At 72.9% G+C, this 17,671-nt stretch carries 11 protein-coding genes; 5 read left to right on the forward strand and 6 right to left on the reverse strand.

Features of this window, described 5'->3' with window-relative positions; all coding sequences use genetic code 11:
• The first annotated feature begins 37 nt into the window (after positions 1-37).
• Positions 38-1,441 (forward strand): M24 family metallopeptidase, encoded by a 1,404-nt coding sequence (locus tag VZQ01_RS21305; RefSeq protein WP_426748837.1) that lies wholly within the window; start codon positions 38-40, stop codon positions 1,439-1,441.
• A 61-nt stretch (positions 1,442-1,502) separates the two neighbouring features.
• Here the strand turns inward: VZQ01_RS21305 and VZQ01_RS21310 are convergent, their stop codons facing one another.
• Positions 1,503-2,687, reverse strand: coding sequence for a cytochrome-c peroxidase (locus VZQ01_RS21310; protein ID WP_426748838.1), 1,185 nt, complete (start codon positions 2,685-2,687; stop codon positions 1,503-1,505).
• Between the two features lie 177 nt (positions 2,688-2,864).
• Positions 2,865-3,278 (reverse strand): hypothetical protein, encoded by a 414-nt coding sequence (locus tag VZQ01_RS21315; RefSeq protein WP_426748839.1) that lies wholly within the window; start codon positions 3,276-3,278, stop codon positions 2,865-2,867.
• A 414-nt stretch (positions 3,279-3,692) separates the two neighbouring features.
• Between VZQ01_RS21315 and VZQ01_RS21320 the strand changes: the two genes are divergently transcribed.
• Positions 3,693-4,148, forward strand: coding sequence for a DUF2267 domain-containing protein (locus tag VZQ01_RS21320; protein WP_426748840.1), 456 nt, complete (start codon positions 3,693-3,695; stop codon positions 4,146-4,148).
• Between the two features lie 76 nt (positions 4,149-4,224).
• Here the strand turns inward: VZQ01_RS21320 and VZQ01_RS21325 are convergent, their stop codons facing one another.
• Together VZQ01_RS21325 and VZQ01_RS21330 are read right to left on the reverse strand one after the other, a co-directional pair.
• Positions 4,225-4,917, reverse strand: a complete 693-nt coding sequence (locus VZQ01_RS21325) for a hypothetical protein (protein ID WP_426748841.1) — start codon at positions 4,915-4,917, stop codon at positions 4,225-4,227.
• A 147-nt stretch (positions 4,918-5,064) separates the two neighbouring features.
• Positions 5,065-6,795, reverse strand: a complete 1,731-nt coding sequence (locus tag VZQ01_RS21330; RefSeq protein WP_426748842.1) for a S8 family serine peptidase — start codon at positions 6,793-6,795, stop codon at positions 5,065-5,067.
• Between the two features lie 463 nt (positions 6,796-7,258).
• Between VZQ01_RS21330 and VZQ01_RS21335 the strand changes: the two genes are divergently transcribed.
• Positions 7,259-9,739 (forward strand): serine/threonine protein kinase, encoded by a 2,481-nt coding sequence (locus VZQ01_RS21335; RefSeq protein ID WP_426748843.1) that lies wholly within the window; start codon positions 7,259-7,261, stop codon positions 9,737-9,739.
• Between the two features lie 13 nt (positions 9,740-9,752).
• Here VZQ01_RS21335 and VZQ01_RS21340 read toward each other — a convergent pair whose 3' ends face one another.
• Entirely contained in the window at positions 9,753-10,427 is a 675-nt protein-coding gene (locus tag VZQ01_RS21340; protein ID WP_223750489.1) for an RDD family protein, read from the reverse strand.
• A gap of 494 nt (positions 10,428-10,921) precedes the next feature.
• On the opposite strand from VZQ01_RS21340, the gene VZQ01_RS21345 reads away from it, so the two are divergent.
• Positions 10,922-15,541, forward strand: coding sequence for a two-component regulator propeller domain-containing protein (locus tag VZQ01_RS21345; RefSeq protein WP_426748844.1), 4,620 nt, complete (start codon positions 10,922-10,924; stop codon positions 15,539-15,541).
• 9 nt (positions 15,542-15,550) lie between these two features.
• On the opposite strand, the gene VZQ01_RS21350 is transcribed toward VZQ01_RS21345, so the two are convergent.
• The gene (locus VZQ01_RS21350) at positions 15,551-16,534 is read right to left on the reverse strand and encodes a PDR/VanB family oxidoreductase (protein ID WP_426748845.1); all 984 of its coding nucleotides are present in this window, start codon (positions 16,532-16,534) and stop codon (positions 15,551-15,553) included.
• Between the two features lie 427 nt (positions 16,535-16,961).
• On the opposite strand from VZQ01_RS21350, the gene VZQ01_RS21355 reads away from it, so the two are divergent.
• The gene (locus VZQ01_RS21355; RefSeq protein WP_223750486.1) at positions 16,962-17,606 is read left to right on the forward strand and encodes a hemerythrin domain-containing protein; all 645 of its coding nucleotides are present in this window, start codon (positions 16,962-16,964) and stop codon (positions 17,604-17,606) included.
• Positions 17,607-17,671: the final 65 nt, after the last annotated feature.

The following is a 17,671-nucleotide window of genomic DNA, read 5'->3' on the forward strand; positions in this document are numbered from 1 at the left end:
GAGACGGCCCCTGCCGTGCGTGCCACACTGCGCGCCCATGCGAACCCGCCTCCGCCTCCTCGCACCGCTCATGCTCTCCACCGCATGCGCCTCCGTCTCCTCTCAGTCCCCGGATGCCCCCGCCGCGACGGTGAAGCCCTCCACGCCCGAGCGCCCCTTCGGCACGCTGCGCGAGCAGGCCGAGCGGCAACAGGCCTGGCTGCGCGAGCGCATGGACACGGCCCTGCCCCAGCTCATGCGCAAGTACGGCGTCGAGATGTGGGTCGTCCCCATGCGCGAGTACAACGAGGACCCCGTCTTCAAGGCGCTCGTGTCCCCCACGACGTTCGCCGCCCGCCGCCGCACCATCTACGTGTTCCATGACCGCGGCCCCGAGAAGGGCGTGGAGCGCCTGGCGCTCGGCGGTGGACCCCAGGGCGGTGTCTACGTGCCGCGCCGCGCGCAGCAGCAGGTCAGCCACGGCGGCCAGGGCCTGCGCCAGGCGGAGCTGTGGGGCCCCGACCAGTGGCTCGTCCTCAAGCAGGTGCTCGAGGAGCGGCAGCCCAAGAGCATCGCGCTCGACATCTCGCGCACCTTCGCCTTCGCGGACGGCCTCTCCCATGGCGAGTACGAGGGCATGGCCGAGGCGCTCGGCCCCGACTGGGTCCAGCGCTTCAAGCCCGCCGGCGGCCTGCCCGTGGACCTGCTCGCCTGGCGCATCCCCGACGAGGCGCGCTTCTACGAGGACCAGACGAAGCTCGCCTGGAACATCATCGAGACCGCCTTCTCCAACCAGGTCATCACCCCCGGCACCACCCGCGTGAAGGACGTGGAGTGGTGGATGCGCCAGCGCCTGGCCGACCTGGGCCTGGAGACCTGGTTCCAGCCCTCCGTGGACGTGCAGCGCCAGGGCGTCACCGACGAGCAGCTCGGCGACGACCCCGTCATCCAGCGCGGCGACGTGCTCCACTGTGACTACGGCGTCACCGCCCTGCGCCTCAACACCGACACCCAGCACATGGGCTACGTGCTGCGCGAGGGCGAGACGGACGTGCCCCAGGGCCTCAAGGCCGCGCTCAAGACGTCCAACCGCCTGCAGGACATCGTCTTCGAGGAGCTGGTCCCTGGCCGCACCGGCAACGAGGTCCTCCAGCGCGCCCGTCAGCGCATGACGAGCGAGGGCATCGACGGCACCATCTACTCGCACCCCATCGGCCTGCACGGCCACGGCGCCGGCGCGATGGTGGGCCTGTGGGACCGTCAGGAGGGCGTGCCCGGCAACGGTGACCACAAGGTCATGCCGAACATGTGGTACTCCATCGAGCTGCAGGCCACGAGCGCCGTCCCCGAGTGGAACGGCCAGCGCGTGCGCTCCGCCCAGGAAGAGGACATCACCATCGACGCCGAGGGCCGCGTGCACTGGGCCTGGAAGCGTCAGACGGAGTTCCACCTGGTGCGCTGAAGGCCCGCGTCACCCGCGGCGGGCTCTCGTGCGAACCGCGCGCGCGAGAGCCCTGGCTTCTTCAGCGCGGCGTGCCGGTCAGCGACTTGAGCAGCTCCACCAGCGCGCGCTTCTCCTCGTCCGTCAGGTCCAGCGCGACGATGGACACCGTGCGCTTGCCCGTGAAGGTGCCGTCCGGGTCGCCGCCCTCGTTGTAGAAGTCGACGACCTCCTCCAGCGTGGCCTGCGCGCCGGTGTGCATGTACGGCGCCGTCAGCGCCACGTTGCGCAGCGACGGCGTGCGGAACGCGCCCTCCAGCTCCTCCTGCTTCGCCTGCGTGCGCAGCGTGGCGAGCCGCCGCGCGTCCGCGCCGCCGCGGTCATCGCTGTAGCGCCCCGCCGCGTTGAACTCCCAGTCCAGCAGCGACTGCAGCACCGCCCACTGTCCCCCCGCGCCCGGCCCCTTGTCCTGAAGGCCCACGTTGTGGAACAGCTCGTCCGTCAGCGACGGGCCCTTGTGGCACACGATGCACTGGCCCTTGCGCACGAAGGTCTTCAGGCCCAGGTACGCCGGGTCGCTCTCGGCCGTGCCCGCGTCCACCGCCGCCAGGAAGCGCCGCACGTCCACGTCGAAGGGCGCCTCCACCCGCATCAGGTCCCGCTCGTACGCCGCCAGCACCTTGCCCACGTTGGCCATCAGCTCCGGGCCGGGCTCCGCGCCCGGGTCCGCGCCGAACAGCTCCACGTAGCGCGAGCGGTACGAGTCCTGGGCCTGCAGCCGGGCGCGCACCACCTCCGCGTCCGAGTCCATCTCCACCGGGTTCGTCAGCGGCAGAATCGCCTGCGACCAGAGCGAGTCCGCCCGGCCGTCCCACATGAACCAGCGGTTGTGCCGCACGTTCAGCACGGTGGGCGGGTTTCGCTCCGTGCGCTGGCCGCCGCAGCCCTCCGCCGTCGGTGTCTCCACCGTGCGGCCCTCGCCGGTGTGGCAGCTCTCACACGACACCGAGCCGCAGCGCGACAGCCCCGGGTCCCGGAACAGCTCGTTGCCCAGCGTGCGCGCCGCCTCCAGCCCGTCCACGCGGTTGGTGGCGTCCAGGCGCGGGTGGCTCGACAGCGAGTGCAGGCTGCGCAGCTGGTCCAGCTCGTCCAGCGTGGGGAAGGGTTCCTCGGACTCACACGCCAGCCCCATCCCACCCAGGCTCAGGGCGAGCAGGGCGGTGCGCCAGCTTCTCGAAATCATCACCGGGTCGTCCTTCTTCACCATCCGTCGCGGCCCGGCCTGGTCCGGTACCTCGCGCCGCTCCACGGGCGGTCTGCCGGAAGCTTCGCGCCCCTCGGTGCGCGAATCAATCCGGAATTCCTGGACGACCTGGAGCCTACCTGCCCGCTCCGCTCCCGACACCGGGGCGGAGAGGGCAGGGAACGGCGAACGACGGTGACTTCAGGAGCCGCAGCTCACGGCGAAGTCGCGCGTGCCGGTGGCGTAGTTCTTCAGCTCCAGCTCGAACGGCGCCGGGGAGATGGTGGGCGCGGCGCCGCCATCGCACTTCAGGCTGGACTCCGCCACCGCGCTGACCTGCAGCTTGGTGTTGCTGGGGATGCCGGACACCGTGAAGGAGCAGCGGTTGCCGCGGCTGGACTTCACCATGCTGTGACCCAGCGCGTCCGTGGGCGTGCTCGCGTGAGCGACCACCACGCGTAGCTGGTCACACGGGTTGCCCGCCTGGGACAGGCCGGTCTCCGGCAGCTTGATGACCCCGGCGACCGTGGCGTTGCCCTCGCGGCTCCCGCCGCCTCCCGTGGTGGCACAACCAGTGGCGGCGAGCATCAAGGCGGCAACGGCGATGCGATACATTTTTTCCTCAATTCATGGGGGAAGGAGAAGGCGGCTCGGTCGCCGCACAGACGACCTACGTCGCGCGCCCATTACAATTGCGACGACATTTCATTCCATCCATTTCGCTCGCACGCGAGGTGCCGGGTTTTCTCCAAATCGCGCGGAAGTCCGTGCGGTTCTGGACGCGGCGTCGACGGGCGGTGCGACCGGGCGTGCGGTTCGATGAGTCTTCTTCATCGCTCGAATCAAAGACAGACATGGTGCCCATCCCTGGGATGGTTGGACGTCCCAGGAGCGGACAGGATTCCCATGTTTGGGAATGCACGAACGCTCGTGCCCCGCGCGGAGCGTGCGGCCGGGACGCAGTCCCTTTGTCTGCTGCCGGACAGCGCTCGCGCCCCCACGGTTCAAGGCGCGAGAGAGGAGACGCGCATGTCGATGCAGAAGCAGGAGACGACGCAGTCGTGGTCGGGGCTGGGCGTGGGGACGGACCGGAAGTCCTTCCTGGCGGCGGTGTCCGCGCAGCTGCCGGACTTCGAGGCCGAGCGCGCGGCGGAGGCGGTGTTCTGTGGCCTGTCGGAGCTCTTGTCCGACGGGCTGATGCAGCAGCTGCGCGAGCAGCTCCCGGAGGACGTGCGGGGAATGCTGGATGCGTGCCCGCGTCATGCGCGGGAGGGCGGCAAGGTGGACCGGGATGACTTCTACCTGCAGGTGGCCAACCACCTGAACGCCGAGCCGGAGAACGTGAGGCTGGTGCTGCACGGCGTCTTCGCGGCGCTGCGGGCCCAGCTCACCGAGCAGGAGGCGGGCAAGGTCGAGGGCCAGCTCCCCCGGTGGCTCCAGGGCACGTGGGCCGCGGCGAAGCTGGGCATCGACCGGCCCTCGTGAGCGCGGCCGAGGGGCGGGGCTCGCGCTCCCCCGAGGCGTCCGGACCCTCGCGGCCCGGACGCCTCGCGCGCGTCCCCTAATAGGTGCCGCCAATCTGCAGCGTCCCCATGTAGCGGCCGTCCAGGGCGTTGGGCGTCGCGGAGGTGGGGGCGAAGCCCTGGTCGAAGAGGAAGTTGTAGCTGACGCGCGCGTCGGCGGTGATGAGCTTGTTGACCTGGTAGCGCAGGCCCAGGCCCGCGGGCACGTAGCCGCTGGTGTCGTCCTCGAAGCCGAAGAGGCGGCCCTGCGCGTCGTGGCGGATGTTGTAGTCGTCGATGCCCAGGCCCGTCACCGCGTAGGGCTGCAGCCGGGTGTCGGTGAAGTTGCCGACGACGAGCGCCTGGCCTCCGCTGCGCACCACGTCCGGGCCGCTGCCCAGGCTGCCGCCGCGGCCGTTGCCGTCGATGTCCACGTCATTGACGCTGCCGTTGTAGCCGAGCTCCACCGCCATGAACGGGATGGGCCGGTAGCCCACCGCGGCCCCGTAGGCGAACCCCGCCTCCATGCGGGGCGCCAGCTGCCCGGTGTAGCCCTCCGCGCCGCCGCCCAGCTGCGCGTACAGCCCGGTGTCGGCGCGCTGGGACTCCTTCTGCCGGCGCGGCTCGTCCTCCCGCGAAGGCTCCACATAGCCCTGGGCCCGCTCCGCGCTGGGGCGGAAGTCCTCCTGGGCCGCCACGGCGCATCCCCACAGCGCCCCCACACATCCCGCGATACGCACGAAGGTCTTCATGTCGGACTCCTTTCCAAGCGTCCGGAAGGCAACGTGACGTCCTCATTCCTCCCCGGCATGGTCCCGTGGGGAGGCGCGGGCGGAGGGCGGGCGCGTCGGCCGTCCCCGCGTCCCACCCGGGCGGGCGGGGCGGGCGGGCTCGTCGCCTCAGGGCATGGCGCCGATGAGCGCCTCCATCGCGCCGCGCGCCTGCACCAGGCCGTGACCGTGCTCCGTGTCGTAGCCCGCGGGGCCCAGGTCCTTCGCGCTGGACTGGAGCGCGGCGCGCACCTGGGCGGGCGTCGCGCCGGGGCGGGCGCTGAACAGCAGCGCGGCGATGCCGCTGACATACGGCGTGGCCATGGAGGTGCCGGACATGTACGCGTAGTCCACCGGGCGCAGCGTCAGCCGCGTGGTGGCGCCCAGCTGCCGGCCCATCACCGTGCTCGCCGCCTGGGTGATGGTGACGGCGGGCACCCACGCGCCGTGCTGCGGGACGGAGAGTATCTCCGCCCCGCCCTCCGCCAGCTCGCTGGCGAAGATGACCGCGCGCGCGCCCTGCTTCATCACGTTGACCATGGCCCGCTCCGGCCTCACGTAGGGGTGCGGGTGCAGATAGGCGATGAAGCCGTCACAGCTGCTGTCCTCGCCGCACGAGTCCAGCGTCCCGCCGTGCCCGCAGTCCACCAGCGCGCCCCAGGTGTTCCCGGTGGGTGCATACAAGAGGGAGCGCGACGCGGGCCGGGCCCGTCCCAGCTCCAGCTGCGCGAACGAGCCCAGGCCCCGGGGGAAGGTGGACAGCACGTCCACGCCCGGCGCCATCAGCGCCAGCCGCTCGCCATGGGAGGAGAAGTACACGCGCCGGTCCAGGTCATCCACCGCGCCCACCGCGAGCACGGACGGGTCCGACGCCGGATAGGACACCAGGAACTGGCCCTCGTTGCCCGCCGCCGCCACCACCAGCATCCCGCCGTCGAGCGCGGCCTTGAAGATGTCCTCGGACGTGAAGGTGGCCAGGCCTCCGGCCAGCGACAGCGAGGCGACCCGGGCGCCCTGGCTCATGCACCACTCGACGGCCTCGAGCACCACGCTCATGTTCGTGCGGCCGTTCAGGTCCAGCACCCGCGCCACGAGCAGCTGGGCCCCCGGCGCCACGCCCATCAGCCCGCTCTCGGTGAGCACCGGTCCACCCTGGCCCCCCATGCCCGCCCGGGCCGCGATGATGCCCGCCACGTGTGTGCCGTGGCCGGTGCCCCAGTGGCCCTCCTCGCCGTCCGTCGCGTCGTCGTCACCGTCCAGGAAGTCCCGCGCCGCCACCACCGCGTCGCGCAGCTCCGGGTGGTTCATGTCCATGCCGCTGTCGATGACGCACACGCGCACGCCCGCGCCCGTCACCGCGCCCGGGTCCGGTACCCCGTCCCCGTCCCGGTCCCACACCTCGAGCGCCTGCACCCGCTGCAGCTTCCCGGTGTAGTCGCCGGTGCCGCTCGCGCCGAGCCCGACGCGCGTCAACGCCCCCAGCGGCAGCGCGCCGAGCCCCGTCGCGCGCAGCTCCGCGTCCGGCTCGATGCTCTCCACCGACGGGTCCAACGCCAGCGCCAGCCGCTCCTCGGGCGTCACGCGCGCGGCCAGCGCGGGCGCGTGGCGGAAGCTCGCCGTCACCCGGCCTCCCAACTGGTGCACCCGCGCCGCCGTCACGCTCCGGGCCTGGCGGTAGCGGATGATGACCGGCTCCCGCCCGTCGTCCTCCGAAGCGACCTTCTGGGTCGTCCGGGGCTCCTGGGGCAGCGCTCCGGCATTGATGCCGGGGCAGACATTGCGCAGGGCGTCCCGCTGCTCCGAGTCGTCCGGCATGCACCCCGCCAGCACCATCAGCCCGATGAATCCCCAGCGCTTCATGAGCCACTTCCTTCCGTCGCCATCCCGGGCGACCTCGCGGGGCCCGGCCGGAGGGCTTCCAGCCGGACGACCCCACCAGCCCCCAGGGAGTGCATCCCTCCCCCGGGCGGCAACGGCGCTCGAAGCCCGCCGCCGACGGGAGGTGCGTGGGTTCACATCCGGACCGCGCCGCGTGTCTCAAACTGGCGTCCGACCCCGACCGCCCCTGGGAGCGGCTGTCCCGAAACCCGCCCTCCTTGCCCACCTCCACGCGGAGGGGAGGACCCCCGTGGCGCCGGGCGGACGCAAGCCCCGGGGCGGGGGCAGAGGGCGCCGTCACGCTCCTTTCTGCCCCACCGGTCTGACACCGGGAGGGGGAGCGGCCGGCTTTCTGTTTCGGGCCCGTGCGGTGTCCGACAGAGGCGAGGGAGCCCCCGGAGCTTGCTTCCGTGTGTGTCCGGGTGCTTCGCTGCCACGTGAAGCCATGAGCACCGAACCTACAGAGTCCTCCCGTTTCCTCGGGCGCTACGAGCTCGTCCACCCCCTGGGCCAGGGCGGCATGGGCGAGGTGTTCCTGGCGAAGATCAGCGGCGCGGCGGGCTTCGAGAAGCCGTGCATCGTGAAGACCATCCTCCCGGCGCTGCTGAAGGACCGGCAGTTCCTGGACCGCTTCCACCATGAGGCCAAGGTGCTGGTGCACCTGGTGCACTCGTCCATCGCCCAGGTCTACGACATGGGGGAGACGGACGGGACGTACTACATGGCGCTGGAGTACGTGGCCGGCGTGGACCTGGCGTACCTCCTGGAGCAGGCGCGGGTGCAGGGCGCGCAGGTGCCCGTGCCGGTGGCGCTGTTCCTGGGGCAGCGCATGGCGGAGGGCCTGGGCTACGCGCACCGCAAGGTGGGGCCGGACGGGGTGCCGCTGGGCATCGTCCACCGCGACGTGTCGCCCCACAACGTCATGGTGTCGTACGAGGGCGAGGTCAAGGTCATCGACTTCGGCCTGGCCAAGTCCGCCGCGCGCAGCAAGTACACGCTGCCCGCCACGGTGATGGGCAAGCTGGGCTACATGTCGCCGGAGCAGGTGCGCGCCGAGGCGCTGGACCACCGCAGCGACATCTACTCCTGCGGCGTGGTGCTCTGGGAGATGCTCGCCGGCCGCTCGCTCATCCCCCACGGGACGGTGGGGGAGATGATGGCGGCCATGTCCCATCCCACGGTGCCGCCGCTGACGGGGCTGCGCGGGGACGTGGACGAGGCGCTGGACGCGGTGGTGCGCCGCGCGCTGGCGACGAAGCCGGATGAGCGCTACTCGCGCTCGGACGAGCTGGCGCGCGCGCTCAACGGCGAGCTGGTGCGCTCCGGCGCGGCGGTGGGCGCGGAGGAGGTGGGCCACTTCGTCCGCGCGCTGTGCCCGGAGGCCTTCGCGGCGCAGCGGCAGCTCATCTCCAAGGTGACCTCGTCCTCCAGCCACCGCCGAACCCCCGCGCCCATCCCCCTGGTCGCCGGCGGCACGGGCGCGTACGGCACGGGGCCTCAGGAGGTGGAGCCCGCGGGCTTCGAGCCGACCCTGATGCGCAAGCAGGACACGCCGTCGGGGGAGAAGCAGGTGGCCGGCATGGCCCGCCCGGACGTGCCCGGTCACGGCGAGTCGATGGCCACCGACGCCACCACCCTGCGCTCCGGCTCGGACCCCGGCGCCGCCACGGCGAGGACGGCCGTCTTCGACGGGGCGACGGGGAGCACGCCGCGCCCTGCCGGCGCCGAGGTGTCGGCCTCCGGTCCCCGGGCCGCGAAGGCGTCCGGCTCCGGCCCTCGCTTCTCGGGCAACACCTCGGTGCTCCCGCCCCAGGCCGAGAGTGCCTCGGGCTCGGGGCCCCGCGCCGCCGCCCCGGAGGAGCAGGCCCCGGTGCGCCCGGTGTCTTCGTCACGGGAGCACGCGCCCGTGCCCGCGCGGAGCGACGAAGGGCGTGGTCGCAAGGGCCTGTTCGCGTTGGTCGCCGGCCTGGTCGTGCTGCTGATGGTGGGCACCGCGGTGACCACGGCGCACTTCATGCGGCCCCAGGGCCCGCCGCCCGTGGACGCCCCGCCGCCGCCTCCGCCGGGGGGCCTGGCCGGGAGGGACGCAAGGCCTCCGCCGCCGGGGCAGCCCCCTCCTCGGGAGCCGCCGCCCACCACGGCCCCGGTCATCGAGCAGACGCCACCGCCCGCCACCGCCCAGGGGCCGACCCAGCCCGAGCCGACGCCCGTCCCCAAGAAGCCGACGCCCAAGCCGGACAAGGTCGTCACGGCGCCGCCCAAGCGCCCCACCCCTGCGCCCAAGCCGGTTCCGGAGCCGGACAAGGCGCCGCCGGTGGAGCCCGTCGTGGCCGCCAACACCCCCGCCTTCGGCTACTTCGCGCAGGTGCTGCCGCTGACCGCCGATGACGGTACCTTCCTGGTGAGGGGGGCCCGCGCCAGGGCCTTCCAGACGGGCATGGACGTGAAGGTGGTGGGCGACGCGACGTCCGACGGACAGCGTCCGGTGCTCGGTACCGCCCGGGTCGTCGCCACCGACAGGCGGCAGGCCCGCCTGAAGCTGGCCAAGGACGTCAAGTCCGCCCCGAAGCTCTACGCCGCCGTCCCCGCGGAGGACCCCTACTTCGGAGAACCCACCGAGCGGGGCGTGGAGCCCGCGTCCGCCACCGCCCCGCCCCCGAAGTCCGGCGCGTTGACGGGACACATCTCGAAGCGCGACCCCCTGATTGGCGCCACCTCCTACACGGTGAACAACGCCGACGAGTTCGAGTGGACCGACTGCGTCCTCGTCATCGAGACGCGCCAGCGCGCGACCCTGGGAGAGGTGCCCGCCTACTCGAAGCGAGAGGTGAAGCGCTTCAGCAAGCCCCAGACGCAGCAGGTGCCCCCCGCGGGCAAGGCGGGCGTGTACTGCAAGGAGGGGACGCTCTTCTCGACGGTGAAGTGACGCCTTCCGGGCGCTACGGCCCGCCCGAGCGCTCCGCGGCCACCGGACAGTCCGCCACCACCTCGCGCACGTCCTCGCGCCCTCCGCGCGCCTCGCGCACGGCCCGGCTCAGCGACGTCTTGCACTCCCACGTCACGTCCCGCGTGCCGTGGCAGCAGTGCCAGCCCGTCAGCGTCCGCCCCAGGTACTTGAGCATCTCCGCCCGCGTGGGCGTGACGAGCAGCCACACCGCGCCCGCGATGAGCCCCAGCCAGGGCAGCTGCGCGCCCAGCCCCTTGAGCCGCGCCGAGGCGCCCGCCGTCACCGGCTCCGCGTGCACGCCGAGCCAGGTGTCCAGGGGACGGCGTTGCAGCACCGGGGTGATGAGCAGGTCCACCGGCGTGGTGAGCGCCCGGGCCAGGGCGCGCGGCACCCCGGGCGCGCGGCCCATGTGCACCAGCCGCACCCCGAGCAGCTGCCGCCACAGCGTCCTGCCCCAGATTCCGCCCACCGCCGACACCGCCAGCCAGGCCAGCAGGATGGCGACGAGCATCGCCACCGGGGTCCGCTCGTGCTCCAGCGCCCGCAGCGCGGCCCAGCCCACCAGGGCCGCCGTCGCCAGGTCCAGCACGTCCGCCACCCACAGGTGCCACTGGTACCGCGCCTCGGTGGTCACCTTGTCCGTCGAGAACAACGCCCCGTCGCTCATCCGCCCACGCTCCTCGGGGCGCCGAGCATAGACCTTCGCCCGGCCCCGCGGGGGACTGACGCGCCTGCCTTCCTCGCGCGGGTCCCCGTCCGGAAACAGTCGTCCGCGTGCGTGACGCCGGGCGGGAGAGCGGGCGCCCACGGGCCGCCCTGGGGCGACCGGGGGACGTGACTCCTGTCTGTTTCCCGCAGTGGCGCCCCGGGCCCCTGGCTCCCATCTTGGGTTCAGCGCGATGCGGCGAGGCCCCCGCCACCACCGGGGCCTCGATGCGCGGCGCGGACGCCACGTCCCCGGTCCTCCGGGGCGCGTGGCTCCTCAGGTGCCGACAGGTGGTGGCGTACGAGGCGACAGCGGCGGGGGGAAGTTTGGGAGTCGTGGGGGGGCAGGTGGTCCCCCGCCGCTGTCGCCGAGGCCGTTGGCGGCCAACGTTCCACTCCGGGTGAACGCCCGAGGTTTGGCCTCGGGGGCGATTCTGCCGGACACTGTGGCCCGTCATGGGCATTCCAGGGCATCGGCTCCGCGCGGCGTCGCGCGGGCTCGGGGGGTTCGTCTTGCTGGCTGGGCTCGTCCTGGCATGGCCGGGCCTTGCCTTGGACCCGCAGCGCTGGGTCTCCCAGTACAGCCAGGACTCGTGGCGCAGCGACGACGGGCTGCCGCAGAACAGCCTGCTGTCGATGGCGCAGACGCGGGACGGCTACGTGTGGCTGGGCACGTGGGAAGGCCTGGTGCGCTTCGACGGCTCGCGCTTCGTCGTCTTCGACAAGCGCAACACGCCGGAGCTGCGCAACCACACCATCAAGGCGCTCGCGGAGGACGCGTCCGGCGTGCTGTGGGTGGGCACGGACCAGGGCCTCGTCTCATACGTGGACGGCCGCTTCGAGCGGGCTCCGGGCGCCTCGGCCCCGCTGGAGGGCTTCCGCGTGGAGCACCTCATCGTGGGCGAGGGCTCCCTGTGGGCGGGCACCTCGGGCGGGCTGTGGCAGGTGCCGCTGGGCGAGGGCGTGGCGCGGCAGTACACGGAAGCCGATGGCATGCCGGGCATGTCCATCACCGCGCTGGCGCGGGGCGGCGGGGACAACCGGCTGTGGGTGGGCACCAAGACGGGCCTGGCGCTGCTGGAGGGCGGCCAGGTGCGGGGCCTGCCCTTCCCGATACCCGGCGGGGACGTGCGCTCGGAGGTGACGTCGCTCTTCCAGGACGTCACCGGCACGCTGTGGATGGGCACCGAGGCGGGGCTGGTGTCGTGGAACGGCACGCTGGCCCGGCGCTTCAGCACGTCGGACGGGCTGCCGGCCGTCGTCACCGCGCTGCTCGCGGACAGCCAGGGCAACCTCTGGGTGGGCACGCGGCGGGGCGGACTGCTGCGGCGCGAGGCCGCGGGCTTCAGCGCGCCGCTGCATGGCGCGGGGCTGGTGGACGCGGAGGTGCTGTCGCTGCTCGAGGACCGGGACGGCTCGCTGTGGGTGGGCACCTATTCGGGCCTGTTCCGCCTGCGCGACGGCCCGTTCGCGACGTTCGGCGCGCCGGAGGGCCTGAGCAACGAGACGGTGAGCACGGTGCTGGAGGACAAGCACGGCACGGTGTGGCTGGGCACGGTGGGCGGCGGCCTGTTCTTCCTGCGCGACGGGCGCATCCACCGCATGGACGACTTCGAGGGCGGCACGGACCCGGTCATCACCGCGCTGCACGAGGCGCCGGACGGGACGCTGTGGGCGGGCTCGAAGGCGGGCGCGTTCCGGTACGACGGGCACCGCTTCGCGAAGTCCTCGCGGGTGCAGGGGCTGCCGGACGACGTGGTGACGTCCATCCTGGTGGACTCGCGGGGCACGCAGTGGTTCGGCACGCGCAAGGGCCTGGCGCGGGTGCGCGGCGGCGACGTGACGGTGTTCGGTCCGAAGCAGGGGCTCTCCTCGCCCATCATCGTCATGGCCGAGGACGCGTCCGGGGCGCTGTGGCTGGGCGCGGACAGCGGGCTGTGGCGCTACGAGGAGGGCAAGGGCCTGCGGCGCTTCACGGCGAAGGACGGCGCGCCGGGCGAGGTGGTGCTGGCGCTCCTGGCGGACCCCGACGGCACGGTGTGGGTGGGGACGGAGACGGGGCTGGGCCGGTGGAGGGACGGGGCGTGGTTCCGCTACACGGTGTCGCAGCACGGCCTCTACGACGACGCGGTGTTCAGCATCGTCTCGGATGGGGACGAGCACCTGTGGATGAGCAGCAACAAGGGCGTGTCCCGGGTGTCGCGGCGCGAGCTGGAGGATGTGGCGGAGGGCAAGCGCACGCGGCTGGCGGTGATGGGGTTCGACCAGACGGACGGCATGCGCACCGCGGAGTGCAACGGGAACACGCAGCCGTCGGGGTGGCGGGGCCGGGACGGGCGGCTGTGGTTCACCACCATCCAGGGCGCCATCGTGGTGGACCCGGTGCGCGTGCGCGCGACGCGGCAGCCTCCCGAGGTGCGCATCGAGGAGGTGCGGGTCAACGGGAAGCTGGTGTCGGCGCCAGGCCCGGTGGAGCTGCGGCCGGACGACTCGCGGCTGGACATCCGCTTCACGGCCTTCACGCCGGGGGACGCGGTGCGCGTGCCCTTCCGCTACCGGCTGGTGGGCCATGACGACGGCTGGGTGCGCGCGGAGATTCGCCGGGCCACGTACACGGGCCTGCGCCCCGGGCGCTACCTGTTCCAGGTTCAGGCGGAGCTGCGCGACGGCGGGTGGACGGAGCCCGTGTCGCTGGACGTGGTGCTGGAGCCGAGCCTGTGGCAGCGCACGGAGTTCTGGGCGCTGTTCGTGCTGGGCATGGGGATGCTGGGCGTCAGCGTGTACCTCTTGCGCGTGGGGCAGCTGAAGGCGCGCGAGCGGTGGCTGGAGGCGCGCGTGCAGGAGCGCACGCGGGAGCTGGCGCGCGCGAACGAGGAGCTGGAGGCCAACGTGCGCACGCTGCGGCAGACGCAGGCGCAGCTGGTCCAGGCGGGGAGGATGGCGGCGGTGGGCCAGCTCGCGGCGGGCGTGGGGCACGAAATCAACAACCCGCTGGCGTACATCGTGTCCAACCTGGAGCACGCGAGCGAGGAGTCGGACATGCTCGCCCGCGAGCTCGGCGAGACGCGCGCGGCGGGGACGCGGCTGCGCGAGGTGGGGCAGGCCCTGCGCGAGGCACTGCACGGCGCGGACCGGGTGCGGCGCATCGTGCGTGACTTGAAGACCTTCTCCCGGCCGGACGACGAGAAGCAGGGGCCGGTGGAGCTGGGGGCGGTGCTCGACTCGGCGGTGAAGATCGCCATGGGCGAGCTGCGGCCGCGCGCGAAGCTGGTGCGCGACTACGGGGACGTCACGTGGGTGGAGGGGAACGAGGCGCGCCTGGCGCAGGTGTTCCTCAACCTGCTCATCAACGCGGCGCAGGCGCTGCCGGAGGGCCGCGCGGAGCAGAACGAGGTGCGCCTGGTGACGCGCGGGGGCGCGGACGGCTGGGTGGTGGCGGAGGTGCGCGACACGGGGAGCGGGATTTCGCCGGAGTCGCTCGGGCGCATCTTCGACCCGTTCTACACGACGAAGCCGGTGGGCGTGGGCACGGGGCTGGGGCTGTCGTTGTGCCACGCGTACGTGACGGCGATGGGCGGCACCATCTCCGTGGAGAGCGAGCTGGGCAAGGGCTCGGTGTTCCGCGTGTCCCTGCGGCGCGCGAGGGCCCCGGGCGCGGGCGTGGCCGTGGATGCGCGGCGGGGCGGCGGCTGGTCCGCGCGTGGGCCGGGTGAGCGCGCGTCATCGCCCACGGGCTATCCGACGGTGACCGAGTCGCGGCGGTCCACGACGGAGCCCACGGCCTCGACGGTGGCGCACGAGGTGTCGAAGCCCGCGGGGGACCCGCCGGCCAGCATGGCCAATCACACCTTCGTGGACGCGAGGGCCGTCTCCGAGCGTGCGTCCGCTCCGAGGTTCTCCGAGTCGTCTCCGGGCGACAGGGCCAGCACGGGGCACACGCCCGCGCCGAGGTTCTCCGAGTCGTCCCCGGACGACAGGGCCAGCACGGGGCACACGCCCGCGCCGAGGTTCTCCGAGTCGTCCCCGGGCGACAGGGCCAGCACGGGGCACACGCCGGCGCCGGTTCGCGAATCCTCCACGGAGGACCGTGTCGCCGTGTCGGGCCTCGCTCCGTCCTCGGCGCCAGGCCTCCGGCCATCGACGGAGCGCTCCTTCGCGCCGTCGGACGTCAGCGCCATCGCGCACCGTGCCTCGGAGGTCGCGGGCGCGACGACGGGACGCACGTTCGTGACGGGACACCTCCCGGCCGTCGAGCCCTCCTCGGGCATGCGGTCCGCGTCGGAGCCCGCGTCACCCTCGAGGTCCGTCTCGGGCTCGAGTCCGCTCGCGGAGGCGAGCTCGTCCCCAACCCGCGCGTCGGTGGAGCCCACGTCGCCCGCGAAGCCCTCCTCGGGTTCAGGTCCGCTCGTGGAGGCGAGCCCGTCTGCGGCGCGCACGTCGGCCGAGCCCGCGTCACCTGTCGTGAGCCCGTCCTCCACGCTGGCCTCCAGCGCGGTGGGCCCCGCGTCTCCACCCACCACACCGGTGGCCTCCGCCAGCGCCATGGACTCCTCCTCTTCACGCCCCGCCCCAGGCGGCACCGAGGTGTCCATGTCGAGCCCGCCTCCAGGCCCCACCCAGGACGCCCCTCCGGGCGCGCGTCCCGCCGAGTCCGAGCCCGTCGTACCCCAGGCCCGAGGCCGTGTGCTGGTCGTGGACGACGACGCGCTGGTGAGCGGCGCCATCCGGCGCACGCTCTCGCGCGAGAACGACGTGGACGTGGTGGTGAGTGCCCGGCAGGCGCTGGAGCGGCTCAGCGGACCGGAGCCCCGCCACTACGACGTGGTGCTGTGTGACCTGATGATGCCGGAGATGACGGGGATGGACCTCCACGAGGCGCTGGGGCGCGCGGCGCCGGCCGTCGCGGAGCGGATGGTGTTCATCACCGGCGGCGCCTTCACGCCCACCGCGCGCACCTTCCTGGAGCGGGTGGAGAACCCGCGCGTGGAGAAGCCGTTCGACCCGGAGTCCCTGCGCGCGCTGGTCCGCTCGGAGGTGGCCCGGGCGCGACGCGAGGCCGCGGGCCGGGCCGCCTGAGCCGTCCGTCTACAGGTCCAGCACCAGCCGCTTCGAGCGGGCCCGCGACACGCAGATGAGCATGCGCTGATTGCCCGCGGGCTCCTGCTGGAAGAAGGTGTCGCGGTGCTCGGGCTCTCCCTCGCAGACGCGGGTGACGCACGTCCCGCAGGAGCCCGCCTCGCAGTCGCTCGTCACGCGCAGCCCGTTGCGGCGCAGCACGTTGAGCACCGACTGCCCCTTGGGCACGCTGAGCACCTGCCCCGTGCTGCGGATGGTCACCTCGAAGTCGGTGTCCTCCCGGGTGGCGAGCGCGCCCACGCCGTCGGCGCCGAACGACTCGAAGTGGACCTTCTCCCACGGCCAGCGGTGCCTTACGGACGCGTCGCGCACCGCCTTCATCAGCCCCGCGGGGCCACAGCAGTACAGCCGCGTGCCCGGCGCGCGCGTGGACAACAGCCCGGACACATCCAGGCCCTTGTCCGGGTCACCCCCATCGAAGTGGAAGCGCACGTGGTCCGCGAAGGGCGGCATGGACAGCAGCTCACGGAACGCCGCGCGCTCCGGGGCGCGCGCGCAGTAGTACATCGTGTAGGGCAGCCCGGTCCGCTGGAGCTGCCGCGCCATGGACAGCAGCGGCGTGACGCCGATGCCGCCGGCCACCAGCACATAGCCGCGCGCGAACAGCAGCGGGAAGTCGTTGCGCGGAGGGCTCACCACCAGCACGTCCCCCTCGCGCACGCGCTCGTGCATGGCGCGCGAGCCGCCGCGGCCCCTCGCGTCCCGCTGCACGGCGATGACGTAGCGGTGCGTCTCCTCTGGGTCGTTGCAGAGCGAGTACGAGCGCAGCGTGGACTCCTTGCCGGGGATGCGCACGTCCAGGTGGGCTCCGGCCTCGAAGGCCGCGAGCGTGCCGCCGTCTTCCGCGACCAGCTCGTACGACAGGATGTCCTCGGCTTCGCGGGCGATGCGGGCGACGCGCACGCGCAGCGCTTCATTCATCACGGTGTTCACCAACTTCCCCTCTCCCTTCCCGCGAACGACGCGGGCCCAACCCTCCGTTCCGACGGACACGACATTGAGCAGAGGTGGTCCAGCGTGGGATTGCCCCCGGGGGCGGTCGGCGCGTCGCCTCCTCCACGCTCTTCGTGACGACGGGTGGACACCCCGGCGCCCGCGTTGCCCGACGTGGGAACGACGCTTCCCTCCCGGGGTGCCCGCTCCACGTGGATGAGCGCGGGGGTGCCGCGCTTGAGACCTGGGAGCGCCCGACATGGCAAGCGTGTCGCCCGGTCGCCGAGCACACGGGAGAGCAGGCCATCCGCGCGTCGCTCCGGCATCGCGCGCAGGTCATCCCCACCATCCAGGACATGCCGCGTCATGGACCGTGCACGCCACGGAGGGGATGCGCGGCCCCCGGAGCCCCAGGGAGGCAAACGACATGGATGCCATCGCGTTGCTGAAGGCGGACCACAAGACGGTGGAGCAGCTGTTCCGCCGGTTCGAGAAGGCGGGCCCCAATGCCCACAAGCTCAAGCGCAAGCTGGTGGAGCAGATGGTGCTCGAGCTGTCCGTGCACTCCTCCATCGAGGAGCAGGTCTTCTACCCGGCGGTGCGCCAGCGCTCGGCGTCCTTGCGCGACGAGGTGCTCCGCTCGCTGGAGGAGCACCACGTGGTGAAGTGGGTGCTGTCGGAGCTGGACGGGCTGCCCTCGGAGGCCGAGCGCTTCGACGCGAAGGTCTCCGTGCTGATGGAGAACGTGCGCGCGCACGTGCTCGAGGAGGAGACCACGCTCTTCCCCGAGGTGAAGAAGGCGTTTCGTCCGAACGAGCTGCGGGAGCTGGGCCAGGTGCTGGAGGCGGCGAAGCAGGCGGCCCCCACGCGGCCGCATCCGATGGCGCCGGACACGCCGCCGGGCAACCTGGTCGCGGGCGCCGTGTCGGCGGTGATGGACATCGGCCGGGACGCGCTCCGGGCCGCGCGTCGCAAGGCCACGACCAAGGTGCGCGAGGTGACGGGGCGCGGCCCGAAGTCGCGCGCTCCCTCCGCCCCCGAGTACGAGGCCGGCGAGTCCGCCAGTCCGTGAGCGCGTGCTCCCCGAGTGAGCGGGCCCGGCTCCCCGTATGGTGGGCCGGGCCCTTTCTCGTGGGC

The sequence above is a fragment of the Myxococcus faecalis genome (assembly GCF_050039385.1).
Classification (GTDB): Bacteria; Myxococcota; Myxococcia; order Myxococcales; family Myxococcaceae; genus Myxococcus; species Myxococcus fulvus.